Source organism: Enterocloster lavalensis (genome assembly GCF_046603895.1).
Taxonomy (GTDB): Bacteria; Bacillota; Clostridia; order Lachnospirales; family Lachnospiraceae; genus Enterocloster; species Enterocloster lavalensis.
Genome location: NZ_CP176637.1, coordinates 1,637,096 through 1,662,324, shown reverse-complemented (window position 1 = coordinate 1,662,324; position 25,229 = coordinate 1,637,096). Strand labels below are relative to the sequence as shown.

The window sequence follows — 25,229 nt, the reverse complement described above, 5'->3', positions numbered from 1 at the left end:
ATGTCAGAGGAAAGACAGAAGAAAATCGATACGGAAAAGCAGGTCATGCCGGTTTTGAAACAGCTGGATCGTTTATACGGGACAACCAAGACGGGATTTTTTCATCAAGAACCGTGGCAGCTCCTGGTAGCGATTATGCTCAGCGCCCAGAGTACGGATAAGCAGGTGGAGGAAGTCTTGCCGGAGTTGTACCGGAATTATCCGAAAGTGGAGCATATGGCAAACGCCCCGGTGGAGGAAATCGAACGGAATATCCGATCCATTGGTCTTTACAAAAGTAAGGCCAAAAACATCAAAAAGTGCTGCGGTCAGATCGTATCAGAATATGCGGGCCAGGTTCCGGAAACAATCGGGGAACTGCTCAGGCTTGCAGGAGTAGGCCGCAAGACCGCGACACTGTACCTGGCGGATGCCCACGGGATTCCAGGCGTGACGGTGGACACCCATGTATTCAGAATTTCCCGCCGTTTAGGGTGGGCTTTGGGGAAGAATCCCGTGCAGGTTGAGCTGGAGTTGCAGAAGGTATTGCCGGTTGATTACTGGAACCGTATTAATTTTCAGTTGATTTATCATGGGAGAGCGGTGTGCACAGCCAGAAAGGCGCACTGTGAAATATGTCCGTTGGAGAAGTGGTGCGCGAAACGAATCGAGGAGAAACCGGGAAAAACGGCCCGGTGAGCCATCGGCGAAGCGACACGCCGGTTAAAGTCCGACGAAAGGAATCTGAGAGAGGTGAACAGGTGGAAAAGTCCGTGACAATCGAACGAAACTATATACCACTGTGTCAGGCGCTCGTGCAGGAGCCGATGATCACAGCCCTGCAACGACGCGGCATCAATATGGTCCAGCCGGAAATGATTCGGCTGTCCCGGTCGGAGCGCACGTTTGAGCAGTATACCTGCCTTTTTGGCGGGGAAAACCTGCCGGAAATGCTTTTGACTGGGATACGGCAAGCCATGGAAGAGGCGGATAAAATATCACCGGTTTTAATGACAGAGCAGTATCCCTGGCTGAAGGGACCGTCCTGGATTTTGGAAATGAGGGATGTGAGCCATTATAAAGTGACGGTTCAGTTTGCTGCGGAAACATTCTTCAATATATGGAGGATATGCGGCGAACAGGAAGCAGCGGGCGAGTTGGCCGACGCAAACGGGTCTGGTTCTGCGGCATTGCGGTTGTATTTGGAAAAGGATCCGGCGATCCGGGAGGTGGATTGTGGGTTTGAGGGAGTGGGTATGAAGATACCGGTGGAAGTTTGTTCCGAAGGCGAAGTCATGAAAATCACTGTAAAAGAGCGGGAGACTATGTTGCGGATGGTGAAGGAACTGATATTGAACGGAAACCTTGATTTGAGGCGATATGTAGCGGGGGAGTGTGAGATTTAAAAATGGGGCGATAGGAGATAGAATGTAGTGGGCGGAGAAAAATGTAGAGGATACATAGTGCGAATCCTAAGTGAACATGAAAATGTAGGAGGATTCGCACTAGGAAATTGGGGATTTATGGGAGAATATGGCGCGGTGGAAATATAAAGGTTGAGTTTTTGAGCCTGCAAATAAAAAGTCAATAGGAAAATGAGAAATTTTCAAGATTTATTGTTGATTAAATTTCAGGTACAACAAATAGACCACCGTTATCCGCTGGTCTGAAAGGATGCGGTATTCTCTATTCTGGAAGAGACATTAGATATTCTTTTACCCTTCCGTAATAGATACGCAGAAACTTATTAGCGCCTGCAGTCATGTAGACATAGTAAGGCTTTCCCTGAGCACGTTTCTTATCAATAAACGCATATACAGGGTCGTCCTGCGGTTTTGTTTTGATGAGACAGTCCATGACCTGAAATAAGGTTTTTCGGAGGGAAGATGAGCCGCGTTTGGAGGTTGGAACGCTTTTTTGTTCATAGGTTCCGGATTCATTGACACCTGGGTCTACACCAGCAAATGCAGTGATAGCGCCCTTGTGGGTAAAGCGTGTGACATCTCCGATTTCAGCCATAAGCTGAGGACCAAGAGACGGGCCAACACCCTTCATCCCCATAACAACGGGATATTCAGGCAGCTTGGCGGCTGTGTCATTCATCAGGGTACGGAGTTCTTCCACGGTTCTGGAAGCAGTGTTTAATTGTTCTATGGACTGTTTCACGATCAGCTTGGTTAGATCATCTTTTGGAAGTATAGGAACAAGCTCCTTTGCGGCCCCATAGATTTCTTCAGCCTTGTCTTTGCTGAAGTTGTACTTCCTGCGTTTGCACCACTTCTGATAATGGTCGACAAATGCATTTAATGAAAGTTTACGAACACAGTCCACATGCCAGTATGTAGTAGCAAAATCAACCCACTTCTGGCTGCCGTCCTCACGGGCAGGGCTATCAAAGTAAGTATTAACACCAGGGTAAGTCTGATCGAGGATACCGATGAGGTTATTCTTCATAGCTGTTTTGTGTTTCATGTAGAAGCCAAACTGACGGTTCATGGTCTTTAATTGATTGCGTAGTTCGTCCATAAGACTATACTGTTTCAATTCCGTCCAACTGTCAAGGGTGTAACGAGCTATTTTTACAGAGTCAGCTTTATCAGATTTTACTTTGCGGAGGGAATGAGCTCCAAAATCTTTAATGAGCTTAGGATTTACGGCAGTTACAAAAAGACCTGCCAGAGAAAGCTCACGAGCCAGTGGTTCGTAGTAACGGCCAGTATGTTCCATAACGATGCGTGATTCACCATCGATTGATCGGATCTGCGCAATTAAGGATTGGATGTTACTGGAAGTGTGCTTGATTTCAAAGGGAGAAGAAACGATTTCTCCATAAGGTCGTAGAATGGCGACCATACTTTTCCCTTTGGAAACATCAATACCAACAGCGTTCATGTTCATAAATTTGTCACTCCTAAAGAATATTGCAATAGATAAGTACCAGTTTTACTCATTGCCTATTCAATCTACTGTGGTGTGACACGAACGTACCAAAGGCAGTTCAACCTGCATAAAACGAACGCTGCAAATGAGGAGCTGGTTATCAGTCTCAAATACGGACGCGAAGTCCAAGAAAGGAAGCCGATATACCGATTGCTCCAACATTGTAACAGCTTAAGCAACAAGATGGATAATTCCTTACTGGCTGTAAGGGATATTAACCATAAATATATTGTTAGTTGATTGCGAAACAGGTATTCAATCCTGATTCCAAATAAGGAAGCCACTTTGCGAAGCAGGAGGACCTGAATAAGTGGGATGTATTCGGATAATGGCGCACATTCATAAGCCATACGTTTTATGGAGTTGGTAAGTCCTATGCAATTAAAGATTTTAACGTCCGTATGCATTCATGCTTATGAATCTTATCTGCGAGAACCACACCGATTAATTGTGTAATGCCTGCGAGGATTAGGTCGGCATGAAGTGTTTTCTCATTTTGGGTTTTACGTCCGGCCAGACAGAAGCAGTCTTTTAAGTGATTGATAGACCGCTCCACATAGGTTCTGGTTTTGTAGACCTTATTCCATTCGTCAGTCCCTCGCAGAATACCTGGATAGGCACGAAGATTTTTCTCTGGATAAATGTAAATCATTCTGCCACAGGAAGACGTGGTACATGGGTTGTCACATTTACAGAGCCGGTGATAGTTTCCAGAAGAAGGATCTTTTATCCAAACAACTTTGGGACAGACGAATTTGTATCGTGTGACGCCGCTTTTAAGCTTACAGGTTCCTTCGTATTTCATTGGAAGAGAGGGATCCTTTGGACAACAGGGAATCCCGTTTTCATCAATGGTATAGTCAAGGTTTTCAAGATGTGCCCTGGAGTTCAAAGGAATATAGGCTTTCTTGAAGTGCCTGCCATTACCAAAGGTATCCCCGGAAAGAAGTTCCTTGTACAGGCGGACCGAATCAAAGGCGGAGTCACCAAGGAAGGTGTCAGGCCGGATCAGAGGATGTGTAGCGAAAAAGTCCTGAAGAGTAGGAATCAAGAGCCTTGCGTCATGGACAGATTTGTCCTCATCAGGCGAATCGGATTTCTTAGAAATGGTAATTTCAGGATGCTTCTCAAAGAAAGCTTTGTTGTAGAAATCAATGTGCCGGATAATGCCGAGGCCATTAGTAACAATTCCTATCTTATAGGCGTAACAGAAATGCCCATCGATATAGAGCTGTTTGATCTCCGGATTGGCAGCTGAATGTGAGGGCATGGAAGCATAGGCAGCTTTATATGGATCATAAGAATCGTCAAAGCCTTTGGATTTTGCATACGCTTTTAGCTGTTTAATGATGCGGTTTGCGTATTTAGGATTGTTTTCAGTAACCCAAGCTTCTATACCAGAAGAATCGAAGATAGTCATACTGGCTTTGGAAGAGTCAATCGCCTGACAGATAGGTTCAGTGAGGTCAACAAGGCGTGAGAAAACATCTTCGAGTTCAGGAAGAAAATCCTGTTTGAAGCGGGTTATCTTAGAAGCATCGGGGACTTTGTCAAAGCCACAGAATTCTCTGAGATGTCTGGAATAATGAAGGAAAATAAGCAGTAACGAGTCAGTAGGAATAGAAAAAATACGTTGAATGATTAAGGCCCATAAAAGGGCGAACAAAGGGTATTTGCGGGTTCTGCCCGTTGATGCATAGAAACGCTTCCGGAAGGAAGCAGGGACAATTTCAATAAGGTCAATATGGGATTGGAGCAGTGACAGGAAAGCAGGTTTGTCAGATTCATAAATATCCTGGCAACATGAAAAAATATCTGCCAAAGAAAGCTGATTGTATGGTATCATATAGGTACAACTCCTTTCAGGTGGATATGGTTGATTGTTACTGGACATCTCAATTTTACCATAAACCTGTGAGGAGTTGTTTTATTTTGACAAAGAAAAAAGCCCGAATTTATGAGGGCTGTGGCGTTTCGCAAACGCCTAATAAATATATTGTAGTAGAGAGGAGGGGTACAATAGGGATAAGAAATTGAGGGGATTAGAAGGGATTTTTGGTAATGATTGCTGTCGCATTCTTGTGAGGGAGTGCGTGGATTGAAATCTAGCCGGAAACGGTGCATAAGCGGGTAGCTGAAAGTCGCATTCTTGTGAGGGAGTGCGTGGATTGAAATTCTTATGTTCTTTCGTTACCGCCTCGGTCAAGCCCGTCGCATTTTTGCGAGGGAGTGCGTGGATTGAAATAAGAGTAAGCCTGTATCCTGTTTGTGGAAAACCGAGTCGCATTCTTGCGAGGGAGTGCGTGGATTGAAATCTATTCCCTGTTTTGCGGCTTTCGCAACTTTTGGTCGCATTCTTGCGAGGGAGTGCGTGGATTGCAAGGTTTTTGGCTTTTTTTCACACACTCTTGTCACACTTTCGAGTCAACTCTCGTATTTTCCGACCGACTGCGCAAACCCACAAATTGAAATTAAAATTTTTATACTCCCCCTCCTCCGTCATCCTCTCACAATCCCCTCACACCAAAAAAGAACTGCTAACTCCCGTATCCCGCAGTTAGCAGTTCTTTTATTTCCCCTCATCATTTCAATCAATTCTATTCATTCCCACCAAAGCGACAAAACCACCGCTGCAACTCCAATCCCCACAAATATAACACCGCCCAATTTTGTACTAAACCGATACAACTCGGACGGTTCATCTGCATAGCTGGATTTCCATTGTTCCGTCAGCTTCCATATCACTTCCGGTTTCAAAAATGCAAAAACGCCGATTGCGATAAACACAATACCCCAGATCATACTCCAAACCATAACAGCCCATCCTCCCATACCTATTTTCCCGCCCGTCCCCAATCTCCTGCACACAGAATACCCCAAAATCGATCAATAATCAATCAAAATCAATCCAAACCAGCCAATCCACCAGCCAATTACCCCCTCCCAAAAAAATCATTCCTCCCCCCATCCATCCGCAACCCGCCTCACTTCCCGTTTCACCCTCTCCACATCCCCCTCATTCGGATGCCCCAGAGCCCTGTCATAATTCTCAATCATTTCCCGTACCCGATCTCCATCCCCGTCCGTACCAACTATCCCCTCATATCGTTCCCGCACCGCCGGTTGCATTTGTCCCTGGCACATGAACGTTCCTGCCAGGTGGCATGACTCATCCAAATATTTTCCAACATTCCCCATATTTCTCGAAAAATATTCCCCGCTCCCTCCGAATCCCGCCGTTCCAAACAAAAATACATCCTTTCCCACAATCCCGCGCAGAAATTCCGCCATCTCCTCATCGCAGGACCCCTTATTCGTCCAGAATCCGGCGAACACCACATCGGCCCGCGCGGCCTCTCTCCCCGCCCCGGAAACCGGTCCGAAGTACACACAGGTTTCCGCCGGTAAAACGCTGCGGATTCCATCCGCCAGCAGCTTCGTGTTCCCGGTGCGGCTGCTGTAAATAATCGCATATGTCATACAGAACACCTCCAAATCAATGAAATCATACCTGTTCCCGGTCAAACACACAGTGCACGCCCTCGTGCCTCTGGATCCCGCCCAGGCAGTCGCGGTTGCAGCGAACGCACTGCCGCACGGCATCGGCATTTCCTTCCGTCACTTTCCTGGGCCAGTCCGGATCGGCCAGGAGCTGGCGGCTCATGGCTGCGCAGTCGATGCGCCCGCTTTTTAACTGTTCCTCCACAAAGTCCGGGTCCGTCAATCCGCCCACCCCGCACACCGGCAGGCGGGTAAGGCTCCGGACCTCATCTGCATAGCGCAGGAAACAGCCCTGGCTGGAAAAATAAGGATGATTTGCCGGCGGGATCGTATCGGACAGCCGGGAGTGATCGGCAAGGGCTACATGAAAGCTGGTCACCCCGGCCTGCTCCAGCAGTGGAATCAGAACCGGCAGTTCCTCCACAAGCATACCGGCGTTGCCGTAATGAGGCTCCTCCTGGCGCACGGCCAGCTTGAAATCAATGGGCATGTCCGGCATGCTGCGGCGGATTGACGTCACGGCTTCCACCGCAAAACGCGCCCGGTTGACTACGCTTGCGCCGTACCGGTCCTGGCGGCGGTTGAAGAGCGGAGAGGCAAAGCTGCCACACATCCGGTCGCCGTGGACCTGTACCATGTCAAAGCCTGCCTTTGCCGCCAACACGGCCGCTGAGCCGAAGGAAGCGGTGATCCCCGCAACCTTCTCGGCGGGCAGAGACGAGATATAGGGGCCGACCCGCTGGTTTAAAAGCTCCCGGAGCTGATCCATGGAATACCGCTTCGTCAAAACGCCCGGCAGGTAACGAACCATTCCCGCCAAATCGCTGTCCGACTGGTGCAGCTGGGCGCAAATCAAACAGCCCTCCCGGTGGACGGCCTCGCACAGACGGCGGTATCGGGCAAACCCTCTGGCGCTGTAGAGCGAGCCGAAGGGCGAGCGCCCGGCGGGCACATCCCCGACGATGATCATAGCGCAGCCGCCCGCCGCGATGCGCCGCAGTCTCTCCAAAAGACGTTCTTCGGGCAGGCCAAATGAGGTGGGCGCGAAGATAATCCTGTTTTTCAACACAAGCCCGCCCAGATTCACCGGGCTTGCAATCGTTTCATAGCCCATGCCCGGATGCTCCTTCCCCACAAGTCCCGCGGCGGTCCTCCGTCAGCCGCTCCAAAAGCGAAAGCAGGATCTGACGCTCCTCCGGTTCCAGCCCGCTCAAAATTTCCCGGTCCCACTGGAAAAACAACGAGTGGCTGAGATCGAAAGCCTCACGCCCTTTTGCGGTCAGCTCCAGAATGTGGGCCCTGCGGTCCCGGGGATTCAGATTCTGGAAAATGAATCCGGCCTGTTCCAGTCTGGTCAGAGAGCGCGCCACGTGGCCGGAATCCATTTTCAGCGCCACGGCCAGTTCCCTGGGAGAGCAGCCGGGATGTTTGCCGATGTAGAGGATAAAAAACAGCAGCCCCTGGGACAGTCCGATTTCCTCCAGCTTCCGCCCGCAGTATTCCGCAAAATCTTTGCGCAGCAGCGTGATAAAATAAGCAAATGAACGAATCATCAGAATACCTCCATAAATATTTGACTTAGTCAAGTATATTGCAAATACATGACTTAGTCAAGTAAAAAACGATAAGCCATCCCAGGACCTGCAAAAAAGCCGTAAGTCCTCCCCGCCTATACCTCCTCCACTCGAAATTGTCTAAAATATAACATACACCCCCTATATTTCCTCGAAAATTAACTTAAATCCTCCTTCCGATTCTAACATTCCCCTTCGCTTCATATAAAATATGAATAATTTAAATTCCACTATTGACATTCCTGTTGTGCAATGTTAATATGAAGGAAACATTAAGGTAAGCTTAAGATTGCATTAAGGTAAAGAAAAGGAGAGGAAAGTATGAGAAAACATTCAAGAGCGTTGGTAGCATTGGTTCTGGGATCCAGCATGATTCTTGGCGCTTGTTCGGGCGGAGGCCAGGCGGCATCCACAGAGGCGCCCAAGGCGGCCGAGACCACGGCGGCTCCGGAGTCAAAAGCGGAGGAGTCGAAGGCTGAGGAGACGAGCGCAGAGGCTCAGGGCGGGGAGATGTCCCACGACGAGTTAGTGGAAGCGGCCAAGAAGGAAGGCAAGCTGGTGGTTTACTCCACCACGTCCCGCGTTTCCACCGCGGCTGAGAATTTTGAAAAACTTTACGGAATCAAGGTTGAGACCGCAAACTTAAAGGACGGCGAGCTGGTTGAGAAGACTTCCCTGGAGGTTGGCGGCGGCGTCAACGGAGCCGACATGGTGCTCTGCCAGGACGGCGCCAGAGTCTACGGCGAGTTAATCACTCCCGGATACCTGGTGAACTACGTTCCCGAGTCCCTGAAGGATCAGATTCCCGAGGAGAACCAGAATCCGCTGGTATTCCAGTTTGTGGATAAGGTGTTCATTTTCAACAGTGAGAATTCCACGGACGCTCCTGTGACCAATATCTGGCAGCTCACCGAGCCGGAGTGGAAGGACCGCGTGCAGTTCAAGAACCCCAATCAGGAGGGCGTGAACTCCAACTTCCTGACCATGCTGACCAGCGACGAGTGGTCCGGTAAGATTGCGGACGCTTATAAGGAATATTATGGAAAAGACATTGAGCTGACCACCGAGAACGCAGGTTACGAGTGGATGCAGGCATTCTTTAACAATACCGTTTTAGGCACCAGCGATTCCACCATCGCGGAGAACGTGGGAACCAAGGGACAGAAGGATCAGCTGATCGGCCTGTTCGTACTCTCCAAAACCCGCTACGTTGAGACCAAAGACCTGGCCCTGGCGACCGCGCCGGATATGGCCCCGTTCAGCGGCTTCTACTATCCGATTTACGCACAGCTCACCTCCAACGCACAGAACGTCAACGCGGCGAAGCTGTTTATCGAGTACCTGATGACTGCCGAGGGCTTTGAGCCCTGGTCCTCCGACGTGGGTTCCTACTCCGGCAACCTGCAGGTTCCCTGCAACCCGGCCGACAAGGATATGACCTACTGGGCGCCCAGACTGGTCCGCGAGGATCCGCAGTACGTGTATGAGAACCGCGCTCAGGTTGAGGAGTTCGTCAACAACCTGATCAACTAATTGAAACAGTCAACAATTCACGCCGGCCGCCTGAAAAGACGGCCGGCACTCAGATAAGGGGGATCGATTATGTCATGGCAGAACCGGTTTAAGTCGTTTATCAAAGAGCCGCAGAACATCATCCTTATCGTGCTGTTTATTCTGATGTCCTTTCTGACCCTGCTGCCGCTGGTGTCCCTGATCCGCGATACGCTGATCGCTCATCCGTCCGAACTGATGAGCATCAAGGGAGCTAAGGCCGGGGATTTCACACTGTTCCACTGGTACAAGGTATTCTTTGACGGAAAGAACAGCAAGAATCTGTTCTACAGCCCGTTCTGGAACACGGTCAAGGTTTCCATCGGCAGCTGCGTGATCGCCATCGGACTGGGCGGCACGGTAGCCTGGCTGGTGGCCCGCTCCGATATCAGGTTTAAATCCATCATCAGCACGATTTTTGTATTTCCGTACATAATGCCGTCATGGACGCTGGCCATGGCCTGGCTGAACTTTTTCCGCAACGCGTACATCGGCGGCAAGCCCGGCCTGTTCACCGCCCTCACGGGGATCGAGACGGCCAACTGGTTCGCCTACGGGCAGTTCCCCATCATTGTGGTGACCGGCCTGCACTACGCGCCCTTCGCCTACATCCTGATCGGCGGTATTTTACAGAATATGGATGCGAACCTGGAGGAGGCGGCTATGCTGCTCAAGGCCAGCCGCATGAAAATCATCCGCAAGGTGACGCTGCCCATCGTGATGCCCGCCATATTCTCCGCGTTCCTGCTGACCTTCGCCAGCTCCATGAGTGCCTTCGCGGTCCCCGCATTCCTGGGCACCCCGGTGCGCTACTACGTGCTGACGACCCAGCTCTACCGTACGTTAAACGGCGTGAACCAGGGATACGGTTATGTTTTGGCCGTGGTCATGCTGGCGGTCGGGCTGTTCGTTCTGGCCTTCAACCAGTGGTTCGTGGGCAAGCGCAAATCCTTCACAACCGTCACCGGAAAGAGCTCCCAGGTCTCCCTGGTGAAGCTGCGCGGCGCAAGGACGCCCATTTCCGCAGGCGTGCTGTTTATGCTGTTGCTGATCGCGATTCTGCCGCTCGTCTCCTTCGCAGTGGAGTCCTTTACCATGGTGACCGGCAATTACAATCCGTCCAACTTTACCTCCATCTTCTGGCTGGGTAAGGGCAGCACGGATATCGCCAACGGCGAGCCGGGAATCCTGCGCAACAAGTACATTTATCTGGGCCTGTGGAACAGCATCAAGCTGTCCGTGTGCTGCGCCTTTGTGGCAGGCACCGCGGGCGTGCTCTGCGGTTACGCGGTGGTCAAGCGCAGAGGAAGCCGCCTGTCGGGCGTGGTCAACAGCCTGGCGTTCTTCCCCTACCTGATGCCCGCTATGGCCTTCGGCGCTATTTACCTGTCCATGTTTACCCAGAAAAACGGCTTCATCCCGCCGCTGTACGGCACATTCACCCTGCTGGTGCTGATCGGTTCGGTCAAATACCTGCCCTTCGCCTCCAGAGCGGGCGTCAACGCCATGCTGCAGCTGAGCAACGAGATCGAGGAGGCGGCCGTGATTCAGGGCGTGAGCTGGTGGAAGCGCATGGTCAAGATCATTTTCCCCATCCAGAAGACCAGCTTTTTGAGCGGCTACCTGCTGCCATTTATCTCCTGTATGAGAGAGCTGTCCCTGTTCATCCTGCTTGTCACCCCGGCCAACCGCGTGTTGACGACGCAGCTGTTCCAGTACAATGAAAAGGGCTGGAACCAATACGCCAACGCGATCAACCTTCTGATCATCGTGGTGGTGCTGTTCTTCAACCTGGTGATCAACAAGCTGACCGGAGCGTCTATTGACAAGGGAATAGGAGGATCATAATATGTCAGATATTGTACTGAAAAATATAACCAAGCGGTTCGGCAAGAGCGTAGCCGTGGATAATCTGAACCTGACCATCGCAGACGGGGATTTTATCACACTGTTAGGCCCCAGCGGCTGCGGCAAAACCACCACCCTGCGTATGATCGCAGGGCTGGAGACGCCCACCGAGGGCGAAATCTGGATCGATGGGAAATGCGTGTTTTCCGCCGAGAAGGGCATCAACGTGCCGCCCAGCAAGCGGGACGTGGGCTTCCTGTTCCAGAACTACGCCCTGTGGCCCCACATGACCGTGTACCAGAACATCAGCTTTGGCCTGGAAAATATGAAGTGGCCCAAGGACCGCATCCGCAAAAAGGTGGATGAATTGTTGAAAATGCTGAAGATCGAGGAGTTTGAGAAACGTTATCCCAGCGAGCTCTCCGGCGGCCAGCAGCAGCGCGTGGCCATCGCCAGAACCCTGGCGACGGAGCCCAAGGTGCTGTTCATGGATGAGCCTTTAAGTAACCTGGACGCCAAGCTGCGCATGGACATGCGCACGGAGCTCAAGCGTCTGCACCTGGAGACCAGGTCCACCTTTGTGTACGTGACCCACGATCAGCTGGAGGCCATGACCTTGTCTACCAAGATCTGTCTGATGAAGAAGGGCCTGTTGCAGCAGTACGCGCCGCCGCTTACGGTTTATCATTCCCCGGCCAATATGTTCACCGCGGACTTTGTGGGAAATCCCTCCATCAACCTGATCGAGGGCGTGGGCTCCAACATCAACCTGGATGAAATCAAGATACAGGTGGGGGAATTAAATATGCTGTTCTGTCCAGAGTCCAACAGCGTATCCCTCAGCGGCAATCATAAAATTGTGCTTGGAATCCGCCCGGAATATGTTAATATAGAAGCAGACAGCGCCCTCCAGGCATCGATTTACTCCACATTGCCGTCCGGCATGGAAACCATTGTGAAAATCCAGCTGGGGGATCTGATTCTCACCAGCGTGGTGTTCCAGGGTAAGGATTTCAACGTAGGTGAAACGGTGGGCGTTGAATTTACGGGTGAACGTTGCGTTCTGTTTGACGCTGAAACGGAAGACTACCTGGCGCTTGGCCGGTTGGAGGTTATCGCCGGGTAATTCCCGCCCAGGGGAGAGGATTGCATGAAGAAGATACTGATTGTGGATGATGAACGGGATATTGTTGAGTGCCTGGATATGAACCTGCGCAAGAAGGGCTACGCCACCGCCTACGCCTGCGACGGCACGGAGGCGGTGCTGGCGGCCAGGCGGGAGCGGCCGGACTGCATTTTGCTGGACGTGATGCTGCCCAAGATCAGCGGGATCGAGGTGTGCCATCTGCTGAAGGCGGATCAGGCCACCGGGCACATTCCGGTGATCATGCTGACGGCTAAGGGCGAGGAGGACGACAAGGTCACCGGCTTTGACGCCGGGGCGGACGACTACATCACCAAGCCCTTCGGCTGGCGGGAGCTGTTCGCGCGCATTGAGGTAGCGCTGCGCCGGAGCCAGCCCTCCGCACCCCAGAGCCAGGAGGACAACGCGCTGCGCGTCAAGGACCTGGCCATCTATCCGGATAAATACGTGGTGGAGCAGGACGGCAGGCGGGTGGATTTGACGCCCACGGAATTCGGCATCCTCAGGGTGCTGGCGGAGCACCGGGGAAATATCGTCACCCGAAACGAGCTGAACGAAGCCCTGGGAATCACCAACAACGGCGGGGAGATCCGTTCCCTGGACGTCCACATGAGAAATCTTCGCAAAAAGCTGGGCGACGACATCCAGGAATGCCGCTATATCGAAACTATACGAAGGATCGGGTTCCGCGTAAATGAGTAAAATTGATCGGATCATGACCATCGGCCTGGTGATCTTCTGGCTGGTGGTCCTGGTCCTGATTCTGTTTTGTGTCCTGATCCGGGAATATCTGTATTTTAAGAATTATATTTCGGAGCTGGAGAAGCGCAATCAGAAGCTGGAGACAGAGCTTGAGGCCCGGGAAAAGCGCCTGCGGGACATGCGGGCATCGGACGACGACCGTTTCAATTATTTTAACGCGGTGTTTGCCGCCATGAAGGACGGCATCGTGGTGTTTAAGGACGACGGGGCACTGGTGCTGGCGAACCGGGCGGCCCGGGCCTTTCTGCACATCGACAAGCACATTTTCTTTAAGAGCGACAAGAGCTCCTACGGGGCTTTTTACGGGCTGGTGTCCGACGTCTGCCGGGAGGCGTTTGAGAGCGCGACGGAGCGGCGGGTAGAGTTTCAGGAGGGGGACCGGATTTTCGAGGTGTCCGCGCTTTTGATTCCGGACCGTTACCAGAAGGGGATTTGTCTGGGCGTGATGGCGGTGGTCATCGACGTGACCGAGGCCAGACGGCTGGAAGCCCGGCGCAAGGAATTTGTCAGCAATGTGTCCCACGAGTTCCGCACGCCCATGACCCTGATTTCCGGCTACGCGGAAATGCTTCGGATGTGGGACGAGGTGACGAAGGAGGAGCGCACCAAGGCTCTGGATGTGATCGAGCAGGAGACCAAGCGGTTAAAGAAGCTGGTCAGCGAGCTGTTGACCCTGTCCAGGCTGGACCGCCAGGAGGGGCAGGAGCGCAATTTGCCCTTTGTGGATGTGGAGGCGGTGATTGAGCAGATTCTATGGAGCCTGGAGGACATGGCGAACAAGCGCAGGGTGGAGTTAGTCTCCGACGTGGAGGTGGATTACCCGATCCTGCGGGCAAACGAACAGTTTTTCTACCAGATGCTGTTGAATCTGATCGAGAACGGCATCAAATACAACCGGGAGCAGGGACTGGTGAAGGTGTGGGCCCGCAGCGATGGAAACGTCCTGCGGATCACGGTGTCTGACAGCGGAATGGGCATCGAAGAGAAACACCAGGAGCGGATTTTCGACCGCTTCTACCGGATCGACGAGGACCGGAATTCCCGCCACGGCGGCAACGGCATCGGCCTCTCCATCGTCAGCAGCGTGGTGGAGCAGATGCGGGGCAGAATCCAGGTGGAGAGCCGCCCGGGGGAGGGATCCGAATTTAAAATCGAGCTGCCATTAAACGGCGGAACTTTAGGAGGATAAAGTGAACGTATTGATTGTGACAGGCCTTAGCGGTGCGGGCAAGACCAGAGCGCTGCAGATTCTTGAGGATATGGGATATTATTGTATGGATAATATTTCCCCAAAGATTCTTTTGCAGCTGATCCACGGGGAGATGCAGGAGGAAGGCTTTTCCAAGCGTCTGGCCGTGACCATGGATATCCGCAGCTACGGCGTGCCGGACGGATTCGACCAGATCGTGGATGAGATGAAGAAATGCAGCGTCAGCGTGCGGGTTCTGTTTCTGGACTGCGCGGAGGAGGTGCTGTTAAAGCGCTACAAGGAGTCCAGACGGCTGCATCCGCTGATGAGCGGGAACCGCAATGTGAATCTGACGGACGCGATCCGGCAGGAGATTTGCCGGATGGAGAGCCTGAAGGTGGAGGCGGATTATGTGGTGGACACCTCGGAGCTGTCCACGTCGGCGCTGCGGGAGAAGCTGACGGATCTGTTTTCCGGGCCGGATGTGGCGGGGATGCGGATTGAGTTTGTGGCCTTTGGGTATAAGTACGGGATTTTGGCGGACGCGGATCTGGTGTTTGATGTGCGGTGCGTGGCGAACCCGTATTATGTGAAGGGGTTGAGGGAAAAGACGGGGGAGGATAAGGAAGTCAGGGACTTTGTGATGGGGTATGAGGAGGCAAGGGAACTGTTTAAGCGGATGGTGGGGTATTTGGAGTATGCGATTCCGCTGTATGAGAAGGAGGGGAAGGCGCAGTTGGTGATCGGGCTGGGGTGTACGGGGGGGCAGCATCGGTCGGTGACGTTTGCCAGTTTGTTGAGGGATTATTTTGGGGAGAGGTATGAGAATGTGAGGTTGGGGATGAGGGATATGAGGGTGAATCAGAGGAGGATTGTGGGGGGTGGGGATTGAAAAGGGGTACGCGAAGGAGCGGGCGGCGGACCCATGGTTTCCGGGGACTGCTTACCGAAGCGCAGGCGCTAAAGCCCGGAAAGGACCGGAAGCGGGGCACCGGCTCTATTCGCGGAGAAACTCTGAAGAGCTTTCTCCGCTCAGGTCGCCTGAAATCGTGTTTTGGAGAACACGATTTCTCCCCGCTTCCGGCCCTTCCCGGCCTTAAGCGCCTGCGGTCCGGTAAGCAATGTCCCCGGAAACCATGGGTCCGCCGCCCACTCCTTCGCTGGTTTTTCAGGGCGGAAGGGGAGGGGGCTGGGGCTTATTTTTTTTGCGCTTTTTTGGGATGAGGAGATGGGGATGAGGGGTTAGGGGCGGTGGTGGTACAGTTTGGCGCAGGGGTGGGGGTGGCCTTGGATGGGGAAGGATTTGTCGCCGGTGGGGTCGCGGTGGAATCCGGCGGACTCGTAGCAGCGGTAGGCGGCGGGGTTGTCCAGGAAGACGTAGAGGGTGACTTGGTCCGCGAGGAGAATGTCGTAGCTGTAGCGCAGGGCCTGAAGGACCATGGCTCGGCCTTGTCCTTGGCCGCGTTGGGATGGGTCCAGGATGATGAAGCCCAGGTGGACGGTGTTGGTCTCCGGACCAAGGTAGCGCATGGTAAAATGGCCGACGGGCTGGTTGCCCTCGTCTGTGGCGGTCATCTGCCAGAGGTTGGGGTTGCCGGCCTGCCGGTCATAGTATTCGTTGAGATGCTCCGGGCGGAGCGGATATCCGAATTCGCAGAGGGCGTCGGCGGACCAGAGACGCAATGCGCGCTCGTCTTGGCTCCATGTGACGATTTTTTCGGCGTCGGTTTTGTTGTAGGGTCTGAGACGTATCATGGGTGTTGGGTCCCTTCTTTGGAATGTGGTTGGATGGTGGCGTCACCGGGCTGTGGGGGCGACGTTGGGTGGGTTAGGGGTGGGCGGCGACGATTTCGCGCACGGCGCTTAGGAACAGACGGCGGTCGATGGGGTGGATGACGAAATGGGTGTAGCCGTGCTGGCCAAGCCTCAGGACCGCCTCGTCTATGTGCTGGTGCGGCGCGATGAACAGGGTGATTTGCATGAGAGGTCCGGAGAGGGTCTTTTGCAGATTCATGATTTCATCGGTCGGAAGCTCCAGGTCTACGATGATCAGCTTGGGATTTAACCGGTAGATCATGGGAAATGCCTGGCGGCTGTCCGCGGCGGTGTAAATGTGCGAGTATCCGGCCTGCTTCAGGAGGTCGGTTGCCTGAGTGCAAATTTGCGCGTTGCTTGAGAGAATCAGAATGTTACGCATAATCGTGTCCCCCTTTCGATACTTCTATTGTACATTGTCGTCATCCGGCACGGGTGACGATAAGTGATATGTTTCCTTAATTATACCATAAACACCAGGCTCGTGAAAGACCCCGCTAAGCGTTTTGGCATGTATTCTTGTCAGATATAAAAAGACCCCGGAGAGAGTCCGGCCGATGTAAAAATTGATACGAAACCCGCTTACAAGTGGGATTGACGCAGCTTCCCGTGTTGATTTTTCCGCCGTTCGGAGCTGGTGCCGGGGATTGAGGGGATGGAAAAATATTGTGATTGACGGGTGGCTGTTTTGGGGGATTTATATTATAATGGAATGGCGTCCGGACGGTGGAGCCGGAGAATATGAAATGGGCCGCGGGTGGTTTTGGCGGCGTGGAGGTTGTGATGGGAAAATTGAGACTGGGAATTCTTGGAAATGGTTATCTGGCGGGGATTGTGGTGGAGGCCTTTGAGAAGGGGCTGCTGCCGGAATATGAGCTGGTGGGGATAATGGGGCGCACGCCGGAGAAAACCGGGGCGCTGGCAGAGCGGGCGGGGTGCGCGCCCTGCGGTTCCATCGGCGAGCTTTTGGACCGGAAACCGGATTATATTGCGGAGGCTGCTTCCGTGGCCGCGGTGCGGGATTATGCGGTGCGGATTTTGGAGGCGAAGTGCGGGCTGGTGGTGCTGTCCATCGGGGCCTTTGCGGACCGGAACTTTTATGAGCAGGTGGGGAAAGCGGCTGCGGCCAACGGGGGGAGGGTACATATCGCCTCCGGCGCGGTAGGCGGTTTCGATGTGCTGCGCACCATCGCGCTGATGGGACAGGCGAAGGCGGGGATCGAGACCCATAAGGGGCCGAAGTCGCTGATGAACACGCCGCTGTTTGAGGAGTCTCTGCTGGCCGGTGAAGAGGAGAGACATGTGTTTGAGGGAAATGCTAAGGAAGCCATCGGCCTTCTGCCCACCAAGGTGAATGTGGCGGTGGCCGCTTCCCTGGCCGCGGCGGACCCGGAGCGCATGCGCATGGATATTTACAGCGTTCCGGGTTTTGTTGGGGACGATCACAGGATTACCTCGGAGATCGACGGGGTGAAGGCCGTGGTGGACATCTATTCCAGCACCAGCGCCATCGCAGGCTGGAGCCTGGTGGCGGTGCTGCGCAATCTCGTGTCTCCGATTGTGTTTTAAGAGCGTCTGAAAGAGGAGGAAATGATATGTTTCGGAAGATCGTGGCCATTGAGCCGGTGAGCCTGGTGAAAGAGGCGGAAGAGGAACTGAGAACGTACGCGGAGGAAGTGGCGTTTTACGGGGATATCCCGGCGGATGACGATGAGATCGTGCGCCGCATCGGGGATGCGGACGGGGTGCTGGTGAGTTATACCTCCAGAATCGGCCGGGAGGTACTGGAGCGCTGCCCGCAGGTCCGCTATGTGGGAATGTGCTGCAGCCTGTACTCGGAGGCCAGCGCCAATGTGGATATCGCCTATGCCAGGGAGCACGGCATCACAGTGCTGGGCATCCGGGATTACGGGGACCGGGGTGTGGTGGAGTTTGTGCTCTGCGAGCTGGTGCGCCTTCTGCACGGTTATGACCGCCCCATGTGGCGGGAGCTGCCCCTGGAGATCACCGGGTTAAAGACGGGCATCATCGGCCTGGGCGTGTCCGGGGCCATGATCGCCGAGGCCTTAATGTTTATGGGCGCGGACGCGCGCTATTACAGCCGTACCCGAAAGGAGGACCGGGAGGCGGCGGGCCTGCGCTATCAGCCTTTGGACCAGCTCCTGCGGGAATGCGACGTGGTGTTCACCTGTCTCAATAAGAACGTGATCCTGCTGGACGGCGAGGCGTTCGCACAGTTGGGAAACGGAAAGATTTTATTCAACACCTCCATCGGCCCGGGGCACGATGTGAAGGCCCTGGAGCGCTGGCTGAATGCTGGGGGGAATACCTTTGTGTGCGACACGATTGGCGCGCTGGGCGATCCGGCGCTGGCCGAGAATCCGGCCGTGATCTGTCCCGGCGTATCCGCCGGACGGACCGCCCAGGCATTCGAATTGCTGAGCAAAAAGGTGCTGGATAATGTCCGCACGTTTTTGGGAACACAATAAGGGATTGTAAAAAAACACGTTTTAGACTATACTATATGGAATGGCGCCGGCAGCGGCCCCACCGGGCGGGCGCGGATTCATCCCCATTTTGATCAAACGAAACAGACAGAAGGTAAGGCATTCGCACTATGACAAACGATATGACCACCGGGAATCCGGTGAAGTTGATTATCTATTTTATGATCCCTACCTGCCTTGGAAATATTTTCCAGCAGTTTTATAACCTGGCGGACTCCATCGTCGCCGGAAGGTTTATCGGAGTCAACGCCCTGGCGGCCATCGGGAGCACCAGTTCCCTGATTTTCCTGGTGATCGGATGGCTCAACGGGCTGACCAGCGGGTTTTCCATTCTGGTGGCCCAGCATTTCGGGGCGAAGAAATACGACCGCATGCGCCATTACATCGCCATGTCCATTTTCCTGTGTATCCTGTTTGTGGTGGTGATGACGGCGGCCCTGGAATATTTTAATTATCCCATTCTGCGCCTGATGAACGCGCCGGAGGAGATCATCGGGGACGTGGGAGCTTACATGGCGGTGATCTACGCCGGATTGGCCGTGACGGCCGCCTACAACGCCCTGGCCGCGGTGCTGCGGGCCCTGGGGGACGGCAAATCGCCGCTGTATTTCCTGATCATTTCCGGGGTGCTCAACGTGGTCCTGGACGTGGTGTTCATCGTGTATTTCCACATGGGAGTGGTGGGCTGCGGTTACGCCACGGTGATCGCCCAGGCGGTGTCGGCGCTTTTGTGCCTGATTTATATTATCCGGAAGTTTGACATTTTACGGCTCAGCAGACAGGATTTTTCGCCGGATTTGCGGGCGGTGGGACAGCTGCTTGGCATGGGGATTCCCATGGGCCTGCAGTTTTCCATCACGGCCGTCGGCACCATCATCGTGCAGGGCGCGGTCAATGCCTTCGGCGCCGTGTACATCGCCGGATTCTCCGCGGCGGGTAAGATTCAGAGCATGGTATCCACCATCTTCGTGTCCTTCGGCGCAACCATCGCCACCTATGTGGGGCAGAACCGGGGCGCCGGCAATATCGAGCGGGTGCACCAGGGCGTGAAGGTCACACAGATTCTGGTGCTTGTCTGGAGCGCGGTGATGATTATAGTGATCCATTTCACCGGGCCGTATCTGGTGAGGATTTTTGTGGACGGCTCTCAGACCGACGTGCTGAACGCCTCCATGGTTTATTTTAAAACAGTGGCATGGTGTTATCCGTTTTTGGGTAGTATTTTCTTATACAGGAATGCGCTGCAGGGACTGGGCTACGGCCTGGTGCCCATGCTGGGCGGCGTCTTTGAGCTGGCGGCCCGGTTCGCCGTGGTGGCGGCCGTGGTCCGGCCCTTCGGGTATGTGGGCGTGTGCTTCGCGGACCCGGCGGCCTGGCTGGCGGCGCTCGTTCCCATCGTACCCTACTATTTTTACCGCATGAGGAAATACCGTCCAAGGCCCGTGCAGCATTAACGCCGGGCAAAACATTTGGTTTGGCCGCGGGATAACCGCTGCGGCGGCCGGAGGGCGGTAACGGATTATCCGGAGCGCATTTGCGGAGAGCAGAGAGATTTCTGCGCCGCGGTTCACCTTGTGAGCCGCAGCGCTTATACAACACAGAGAGAAGAAAGGAACAGAACATGGCAGATTTTAAATCACTGAAAAACCCGGACCTGATTCAGGCGTTTCACCTGGTGCAGTATGATCCCACCCCGGAGCGCCAGGGAGAATTTATGCAGGAGGTTGTGAAGGCGCGCTATCTGACGGCGGCCTCCTTTAACCCCGAGCCGGATGTGGACGAGGAGGGCAACTTAAAGTTCAGCGAGGACGCAACCATCTCCTTCCCGGACATCCACAACGACAAGGGGGAGAAATTTTTCCCCGCTTTCTCGGACTGGAAGTCCATGCAGAAGTGGGAGCTGAGGGAAGGCCAGCACGTGGTCGGCATGACCTTTGACGACTATGCGGGTATGGTTCTCCAGGACAAGGACGCGGCCGGTTTCGTGATCAATCCCTTCGGGGAGAACATCCGCATCGAGCGCCAGGTGATCACCGCCCTGAAGCAGCAGCAGGCCGCTTACCTGAAGCGCCAGCAGCTGACCTACGAGCGCAACCACCCCGAGCAGGCGGCATCCAATGCGCCCATGGAATTCCACGAGCTTTCCAGCTATCCCGAGAAGATGCTGGAGGAGATCACCGAGTTCCTCAAGCAGCAGCCGGTGAAAAAGGCGTACATGCAGGGCGTGATCCAGGGAGACCGCAAGGGCTGCATGTTCGTTCTGGAGCATCAGGGAAAGGACGAGGCCATTTTCGGAGGAATCGCCCGCATCGCACAGCCCTACATGCAGGGCATGTACCTGTATATGGCCACGCCGGTTTCCGATCTGGGCCAGAAGGCGATCGAGGGCCTGGAGCCGTTTTACGAGCTGTAAAGCGGGGAACTGTGAGAGATGGAAGAGAATAAACTGGCAGTAAAGCCCCTGGGCCTTCTGATGCTGGAGCTGTCAATCCCGGCGATTATCGCGCAGCTGGTGAGCATCATCTACAACATGGTGGACCGTATTTTTATCGGGCGCATCGAAAACGGCACCAGCGCCATGGCGGCACTCAGCGTTTCCCTGCCTGTCATCACCCTGATCACGGCGGTGACGCGGCTTCTGGGCATCGGAGGAGCGCCGCTTTGCGCCATCAAAATGGGACAGAAAAACCAGAAAGGGGCGGAGGAGATTCTGGGAACCAGCTTCTCAGCCCTGATCGCGGCGGGGGTCATCATGACCGCCGCGATTCTTTTGTTTCACGAGCCGCTTCTGCTGCTCTTCGGAGCGGATGAGAGCACCCTGGGGATGGCCGCGGAGTATATCACGCTGTACGCGCTGGGCACGGTGTTCGTGATGATCGCCCTGGGTATGAATTCCTATATCACCACCCAGGGATTCGCCGGAATCGGCATGTGCACGGTCCTGATCGGGGCGGTTTTAAACATTTTTCTGGACGCGCTGTTTATCAACGTGTTCCACATGGGCGTGAAGGGCGCGGCCATCGCCACGGTGATCGGACAGGGCGTGTCCGCGGTCTGGGCTCTGCAGTTTTTGTTCAGCGACAAGAGCATTTTGAAGATTCGGAGAAAGTACCTGAAAATCCGGTTAAAGGTGCTGCTGCCCATCATGGCGCTGGGCGTTTCCCCCTTTACTATGAGCGCCACCGAGGGCCTGGTGCAGATTTCCTTCAACAACCAGCTGTTAAAATACGGCGGCACCATGGCGGTGAGCACCATCGCGGTGCTGTTCAGCCTGTGGCAGTTCGTGACTCTGCCCGTGCAGGGCATCTGCCAGGGGGCCCAGCCTATTTTAAGCTACAACTACGGGGCCGGGAATTTCAGGCGGGTGCGGAATAGCTTCAAGCTGTCCGTGGTGCTCTGTCTGAGCTACACCGTTGTGATGTCCGTGATTTTTATGGCGGTGCCCAGGGGATTTTCACAGATATTTACCGAGGACGAGCAGCTTTTGCGGCTCTGCGCATGGGCGCTGCCGCTGTATGTGATCGGCGGAACCACCTTCGGGGCGCAGATTTGCTGCCAACAGTCCTTTATGGCGCTGGGGCAGGCGAAAATATCGCTGATTCTGGCCTGCCTGCGCAAAATCATCCTGCTGGTGCCTCTGATCTACATCATGCCCGCGGCGTTCGGCGGGCTGGAGAGCGCGGCCCGTCTGGCGGCTCCGGTGGCGGATCTGGTCAGACAGCCCGGGCCGGTGGCCACCATCTTTTTGGCGGAGTCCGTCTCCGACGTGCTGGCGGCGCTTTGCACCTCCCTGGTGTTTGCGGGATTTTACAGAAAAAGGCTTGCGGACCGCCCTTAGTGGGCGGAAACGCAAGCCTTTTGGAATTGGATGCTGATTGGAAACAGTGGACCTTAAGACTCCCTGGCGTCGCGGCAGAGGAGCGTTACGAATTTGGCCATCAGCGGGATGTAGGTGACGATGAACACGGCCGCCGCAATGGCGAACACCGGTTTTTTCTTCTCCCCCGGCAGGGACAGCCCAAGGCAGATTCCCAGGGAGAGCAGACAGAGTTTCAGGGCTGCGATCACCTTCCAGTCGGATTCCTGTATGTATTGGTCGGCGTAATCAAGGAACTTTTTCATTGCAACACCTCCTGGCGTCTGGTACGATGGTGACATGGATTGGTTGTCAGTTTAATAGTATCGTGTCACCGACCGGCCGGTTGATGACAAGAGATACGTTTCCTTGATTATACCATAAACGCCAGGCCTGTGGAAGCCCCCGCTGAGTGTTTCCCGATCATTTCCCGTCCCCCCTACATCACCGGCGTGCTGACCAGATCGTCCAGGGATTTGAAGGTGTACCCCATCTCCTCATACTTGGTCAGCAGCTCATCCAGGATGGCGGCGTTGGTGGAGGAGGTGCTGTGGAGCAGGATAATGGCGCCGGGGTGGACGCGGCCCAGCAGCTTCTTGAAGGCTTCCTCCTTGGTGGGCTGCTTATCCTGAATCCAGTCCACATAGGCCAGGCTCCAGAAGAAGGTCTTGTAGCCCATCTCGTTGGCCATTTTCAGATTGCTCTCGCTGTATTTACCCTGGGGCGGCCGGTAGTATTTCTTCATGGGCTGGCCTGTGGTCTGCTGGTACAGTGCTTCCAGGTCGTTCAGCTCCTTGGCGAAGGCGTCCTTGGTGGAGATTTTGGACATGTCCGGGTGGTGGTTGGTGTGGTTGGCGACGGTGTGGCCCTCGGCCACCATGCGCTTCACCAGGTCCGGGCTGGTGGAAATGTAGTTGCCGACCACAAAAAATGTGGCGGGCGCGTTGTGCTTCTTTAAAGCGTCCAGAATGGGAGCGGTGTTGCCGTTTTCATAACCCGCGTCAAAGGTCAGATACAGCACCTTGTCGTCGGTGTTCTGGACATAGTAGGCGCCGAACTGCTTTAGATAGTCCGGGGTGGCGTTGCCGACGGGGGTCTGGCCCTCCTGGGGAAAGCTTAGGCCCCAGTTGCCTTCCGCGGAGGCGGACACGGCTTTTTCTTTGCGGGACTGCACGAATTTGCCTGCGCCTGCGCCCACAAAAAAGGCCATGGTAAAGATGAGCAGGGTGCCCGCCAGATGTTTTAAATGTTTGCGTTTCATATGGATGATCACCGGAGTGGTTTTAGTTTAAGTATATTGGGCGTTGGACCGGATTATGCGCCGGAGTGGTTGGGAAAATGAGACCGGCCGGGGGTGAGGCGGGAAATCGCCGGCGGGATAGGATTGACCGGAAGCGGGAATGCTACCGTAACAGTGAAGGAGGAAAAACACATGTGCAGCAGATTCTGTATTGATCAGGAAATGTGGAGGGAGCTGAAAGAACTGTTCGGGGACCTGGACCGGATGTTTTCCGGCTGGAAATGGAACCGGAGCGGACAGGACATCCGGCCCACCAACCAGTCCCTGGTGATCACGGCAGGGGCGGACAACCGTCTGGCGCCCGCGCTGCAGCGCTGGGGCCTGCCGGATTCCTATCACAAGACCACCGTTATCAACGCCCGGGCCGAGACCGCCCTGGAAAAGCGGATGTTCCGGGACAGCGTGGCTTCCCGGCGGCTGGCGGTCCCGGCCGCCAGGTTCTATGAGTGGGACCGGGAGAAGCAGAAGGTGTCCTTTTACCGGAAGGGCCTGCCGGCCCTGTATATGGCCGGTTTTTACAGCCCGGGGGAGGACGGATGGAATTTCTGTATCCTCACCACGGAAGCCAACAGCTCCATGCGCGGCGTCCACGACCGCATGCCCCTGGTGATCGGGCGGGAGCAGGTCCGGGACTGGATTCTGGACGGGGACCGAACTGAAGCGTTCCTGGCGGGGCGGCCGCCGGAGCTGGATCAGGACCGGGACTACGAGCAGCTCTCGCTGTTCTAGGGTGTGTCAGTTCTCCAGATTCCGGCAGATTTTCTCCAGGCTCCGGTACAGCTGTTCCATCTCCGCTGCGTCAAAGTCGCGGCAGATGCGCTCATCCAGCTCCGCCAGGATTTCCAGGACCTTGTGCGCCTCCTCCACCCCGGACTGCGTCAGGCAGACCAGGAAGGAGCGCCGGTTGCCCGGGTCCCGGCGGCGCTCCAGAAAGCCCGCCTCCTCCAGCCGGTCCAGGGAGCGGGACATGGTGGTCACGTCCACATGGCACCGGTCGGCCAGTTCCTTCTGGGTGATATGATCCGCGGCCAGCAGGGATTCCAGGATGCGCACATGGCCCTGGCCCAGGGGCAGACCGATCTCCGCGAAATAGGGCTGCAGAACCGACTTGCGCGCCCGCTCCGTCCGGACCAGCATTTTCCGTATCTCTTTTTTATCAATCATTCCCATACTTCCTTTCCATTTGCAGAACCGCCGGGCCTGGGCCCTGCCGAATTCTTCGACCGGATCTCCCGCAATGTTTTCTTAAAGTATATCACGATC

24 protein-coding genes and 1 pseudogene are annotated in these 25,229 nt (G+C 54.6%); 14 read left to right on the top strand and 11 right to left on the bottom strand.

All coding sequences use genetic code 11. The features are described 5' to 3' along the window. Complete coding sequence (gene nth / locus ACK2JC_RS07290) at positions 1–678, top strand: endonuclease III (protein ID WP_320936315.1); 678 nt, start codon at positions 1–3, stop codon at positions 676–678. Between the two features lie 74 nt (positions 679–752). Then, positions 753–1,385 carry a hypothetical protein gene (locus ACK2JC_RS07285; RefSeq protein ID WP_368272400.1) on the top strand — a complete coding sequence of 211 codons (633 nt, stop codon included), beginning with the start codon at positions 753–755 and terminating at the stop codon, positions 1,383–1,385. Between the two features lie 280 nt (positions 1,386–1,665). Here the strand turns inward: ACK2JC_RS07285 and ACK2JC_RS07280 are convergent, their stop codons facing one another. The 6 genes and pseudogenes from ACK2JC_RS07280 to bilQ all read right to left on the bottom strand — a co-directional run bounded on the left by ACK2JC_RS07280 (position 1,666) and on the right by bilQ (position 7,973). Continuing rightward, positions 1,666–2,871: an IS110 family transposase gene (locus tag ACK2JC_RS07280; protein WP_368282939.1), complete on the bottom strand. Its 1,206-nt coding sequence runs from the start codon at positions 2,869–2,871 to the stop codon at positions 1,666–1,668. 516 nt (positions 2,872–3,387) lie between these two features. Continuing rightward, positions 3,388–4,765: pseudogene (locus ACK2JC_RS07275) on the bottom strand (transposase). A gap of 755 nt (positions 4,766–5,520) precedes the next feature. After that, positions 5,521–5,733 (bottom strand): DUF6199 family natural product biosynthesis protein, encoded by a 213-nt coding sequence (locus tag ACK2JC_RS07270; RefSeq protein WP_118757507.1) that lies wholly within the window; start codon positions 5,731–5,733, stop codon positions 5,521–5,523. 138 nt (positions 5,734–5,871) lie between these two features. Further along, on the bottom strand, positions 5,872–6,399 hold the full coding sequence (gene bilS / locus ACK2JC_RS07265; protein WP_368272405.1) for a flavodoxin family protein BilS: 528 nt from the start codon (positions 6,397–6,399) through the stop codon (positions 5,872–5,874). A gap of 25 nt (positions 6,400–6,424) precedes the next feature. Further along, complete coding sequence (bilR, locus tag ACK2JC_RS07260; RefSeq protein ID WP_320936196.1) at positions 6,425–7,534, bottom strand: bilirubin reductase; 1,110 nt, start codon at positions 7,532–7,534, stop codon at positions 6,425–6,427. Then, a complete protein-coding gene (gene bilQ, locus ACK2JC_RS07255) occupies positions 7,524–7,973 on the bottom strand; it encodes a bilirubin utilization transcriptional regulator BilQ (RefSeq protein ID WP_276856135.1) in 450 nt (149 codons plus the stop codon). The genes bilR and bilQ overlap by 11 nt, the downstream gene beginning before the upstream one ends. A 342-nt stretch (positions 7,974–8,315) precedes the next feature. Here bilQ and ACK2JC_RS07250 point away from each other — a divergent pair, with 342 nt between their 5' ends. From ACK2JC_RS07250 to rapZ, 6 genes are all read left to right on the top strand, one after another. Beyond that, positions 8,316–9,527, top strand: a complete 1,212-nt coding sequence (locus tag ACK2JC_RS07250) for an ABC transporter substrate-binding protein (RefSeq protein WP_320936195.1) — start codon at positions 8,316–8,318, stop codon at positions 9,525–9,527. Between the two features lie 69 nt (positions 9,528–9,596). Beyond that, positions 9,597–11,393, top strand: a complete 1,797-nt coding sequence (locus tag ACK2JC_RS07245) for an ABC transporter permease (RefSeq protein WP_092365177.1) — start codon at positions 9,597–9,599, stop codon at positions 11,391–11,393. 1 nt (position 11,394) lies between these two features. Further along, entirely contained in the window at positions 11,395–12,519 is a 1,125-nt protein-coding gene (locus ACK2JC_RS07240) for an ABC transporter ATP-binding protein (protein WP_320936194.1), read from the top strand. Between the two features lie 24 nt (positions 12,520–12,543). Then, complete coding sequence (locus tag ACK2JC_RS07235) at positions 12,544–13,239, top strand: response regulator transcription factor (RefSeq protein ID WP_092365172.1); 696 nt, start codon at positions 12,544–12,546, stop codon at positions 13,237–13,239. After that, complete coding sequence (locus tag ACK2JC_RS07230) at positions 13,232–14,488, top strand: ATP-binding protein (protein ID WP_320936193.1); 1,257 nt, start codon at positions 13,232–13,234, stop codon at positions 14,486–14,488. The genes ACK2JC_RS07235 and ACK2JC_RS07230 overlap by 8 nt, the downstream gene beginning before the upstream one ends. A 1-nt stretch (position 14,489) precedes the next feature. After that, positions 14,490–15,380 (top strand): RNase adapter RapZ, encoded by an 891-nt coding sequence (gene rapZ / locus ACK2JC_RS07225; protein WP_107434540.1) that lies wholly within the window; start codon positions 14,490–14,492, stop codon positions 15,378–15,380. Between the two features lie 350 nt (positions 15,381–15,730). On the opposite strand, the gene ACK2JC_RS07220 is transcribed toward rapZ, so the two are convergent. Together ACK2JC_RS07220 and ACK2JC_RS07215 are read right to left on the bottom strand one after the other, a co-directional pair. Continuing rightward, entirely contained in the window at positions 15,731–16,243 is a 513-nt protein-coding gene (locus ACK2JC_RS07220; protein WP_320936303.1) for a GNAT family protein, read from the bottom strand. 73 nt (positions 16,244–16,316) lie between these two features. Continuing rightward, entirely contained in the window at positions 16,317–16,685 is a 369-nt protein-coding gene (locus ACK2JC_RS07215) for a response regulator (protein ID WP_092365160.1), read from the bottom strand. 401 nt (positions 16,686–17,086) lie between these two features. Here ACK2JC_RS07215 and ACK2JC_RS07210 point away from each other — a divergent pair, with 401 nt between their 5' ends. The 5 genes from ACK2JC_RS07210 (at position 17,087) to ACK2JC_RS07190 (ending at position 22,648) form a co-directional block, all read left to right on the top strand. Beyond that, positions 17,087–17,872: an aspartate dehydrogenase domain-containing protein gene (locus ACK2JC_RS07210; RefSeq protein WP_320936302.1), complete on the top strand. Its 786-nt coding sequence runs from the start codon at positions 17,087–17,089 to the stop codon at positions 17,870–17,872. A gap of 26 nt (positions 17,873–17,898) precedes the next feature. After that, entirely contained in the window at positions 17,899–18,792 is an 894-nt protein-coding gene (locus ACK2JC_RS07205; protein ID WP_227168239.1) for a D-isomer specific 2-hydroxyacid dehydrogenase family protein, read from the top strand. A gap of 128 nt (positions 18,793–18,920) precedes the next feature. Beyond that, positions 18,921–20,264 (top strand): MATE family efflux transporter, encoded by a 1,344-nt coding sequence (locus ACK2JC_RS07200; protein ID WP_320936301.1) that lies wholly within the window; start codon positions 18,921–18,923, stop codon positions 20,262–20,264. 167 nt (positions 20,265–20,431) lie between these two features. Beyond that, positions 20,432–21,223 (top strand): enhanced serine sensitivity protein SseB C-terminal domain-containing protein, encoded by a 792-nt coding sequence (locus ACK2JC_RS07195; protein ID WP_092365150.1) that lies wholly within the window; start codon positions 20,432–20,434, stop codon positions 21,221–21,223. 18 nt (positions 21,224–21,241) lie between these two features. Beyond that, positions 21,242–22,648, top strand: a complete 1,407-nt coding sequence (locus tag ACK2JC_RS07190; RefSeq protein WP_092365147.1) for an MATE family efflux transporter — start codon at positions 21,242–21,244, stop codon at positions 22,646–22,648. A gap of 53 nt (positions 22,649–22,701) precedes the next feature. On the opposite strand, the gene ACK2JC_RS07185 is transcribed toward ACK2JC_RS07190, so the two are convergent. Together ACK2JC_RS07185 and ACK2JC_RS07180 are read right to left on the bottom strand one after the other, a co-directional pair. Next, entirely contained in the window at positions 22,702–22,932 is a 231-nt protein-coding gene (locus ACK2JC_RS07185) for a permease of phosphate ABC transporter (protein ID WP_092365144.1), read from the bottom strand. 173 nt (positions 22,933–23,105) lie between these two features. Continuing rightward, positions 23,106–23,927: a polysaccharide deacetylase family protein gene (locus ACK2JC_RS07180; protein ID WP_166434393.1), complete on the bottom strand. Its 822-nt coding sequence runs from the start codon at positions 23,925–23,927 to the stop codon at positions 23,106–23,108. A gap of 171 nt (positions 23,928–24,098) precedes the next feature. Here ACK2JC_RS07180 and ACK2JC_RS07175 point away from each other — a divergent pair, with 171 nt between their 5' ends. Beyond that, positions 24,099–24,695 carry an SOS response-associated peptidase gene (locus ACK2JC_RS07175; RefSeq protein ID WP_092365138.1) on the top strand — a complete coding sequence of 199 codons (597 nt, stop codon included), beginning with the start codon at positions 24,099–24,101 and terminating at the stop codon, positions 24,693–24,695. Between the two features lie 6 nt (positions 24,696–24,701). On the opposite strand, the gene ACK2JC_RS07170 is transcribed toward ACK2JC_RS07175, so the two are convergent. Beyond that, entirely contained in the window at positions 24,702–25,130 is a 429-nt protein-coding gene (locus ACK2JC_RS07170) for a MarR family winged helix-turn-helix transcriptional regulator (protein WP_092365135.1), read from the bottom strand. Positions 25,131–25,229: the final 99 nt, after the last annotated feature.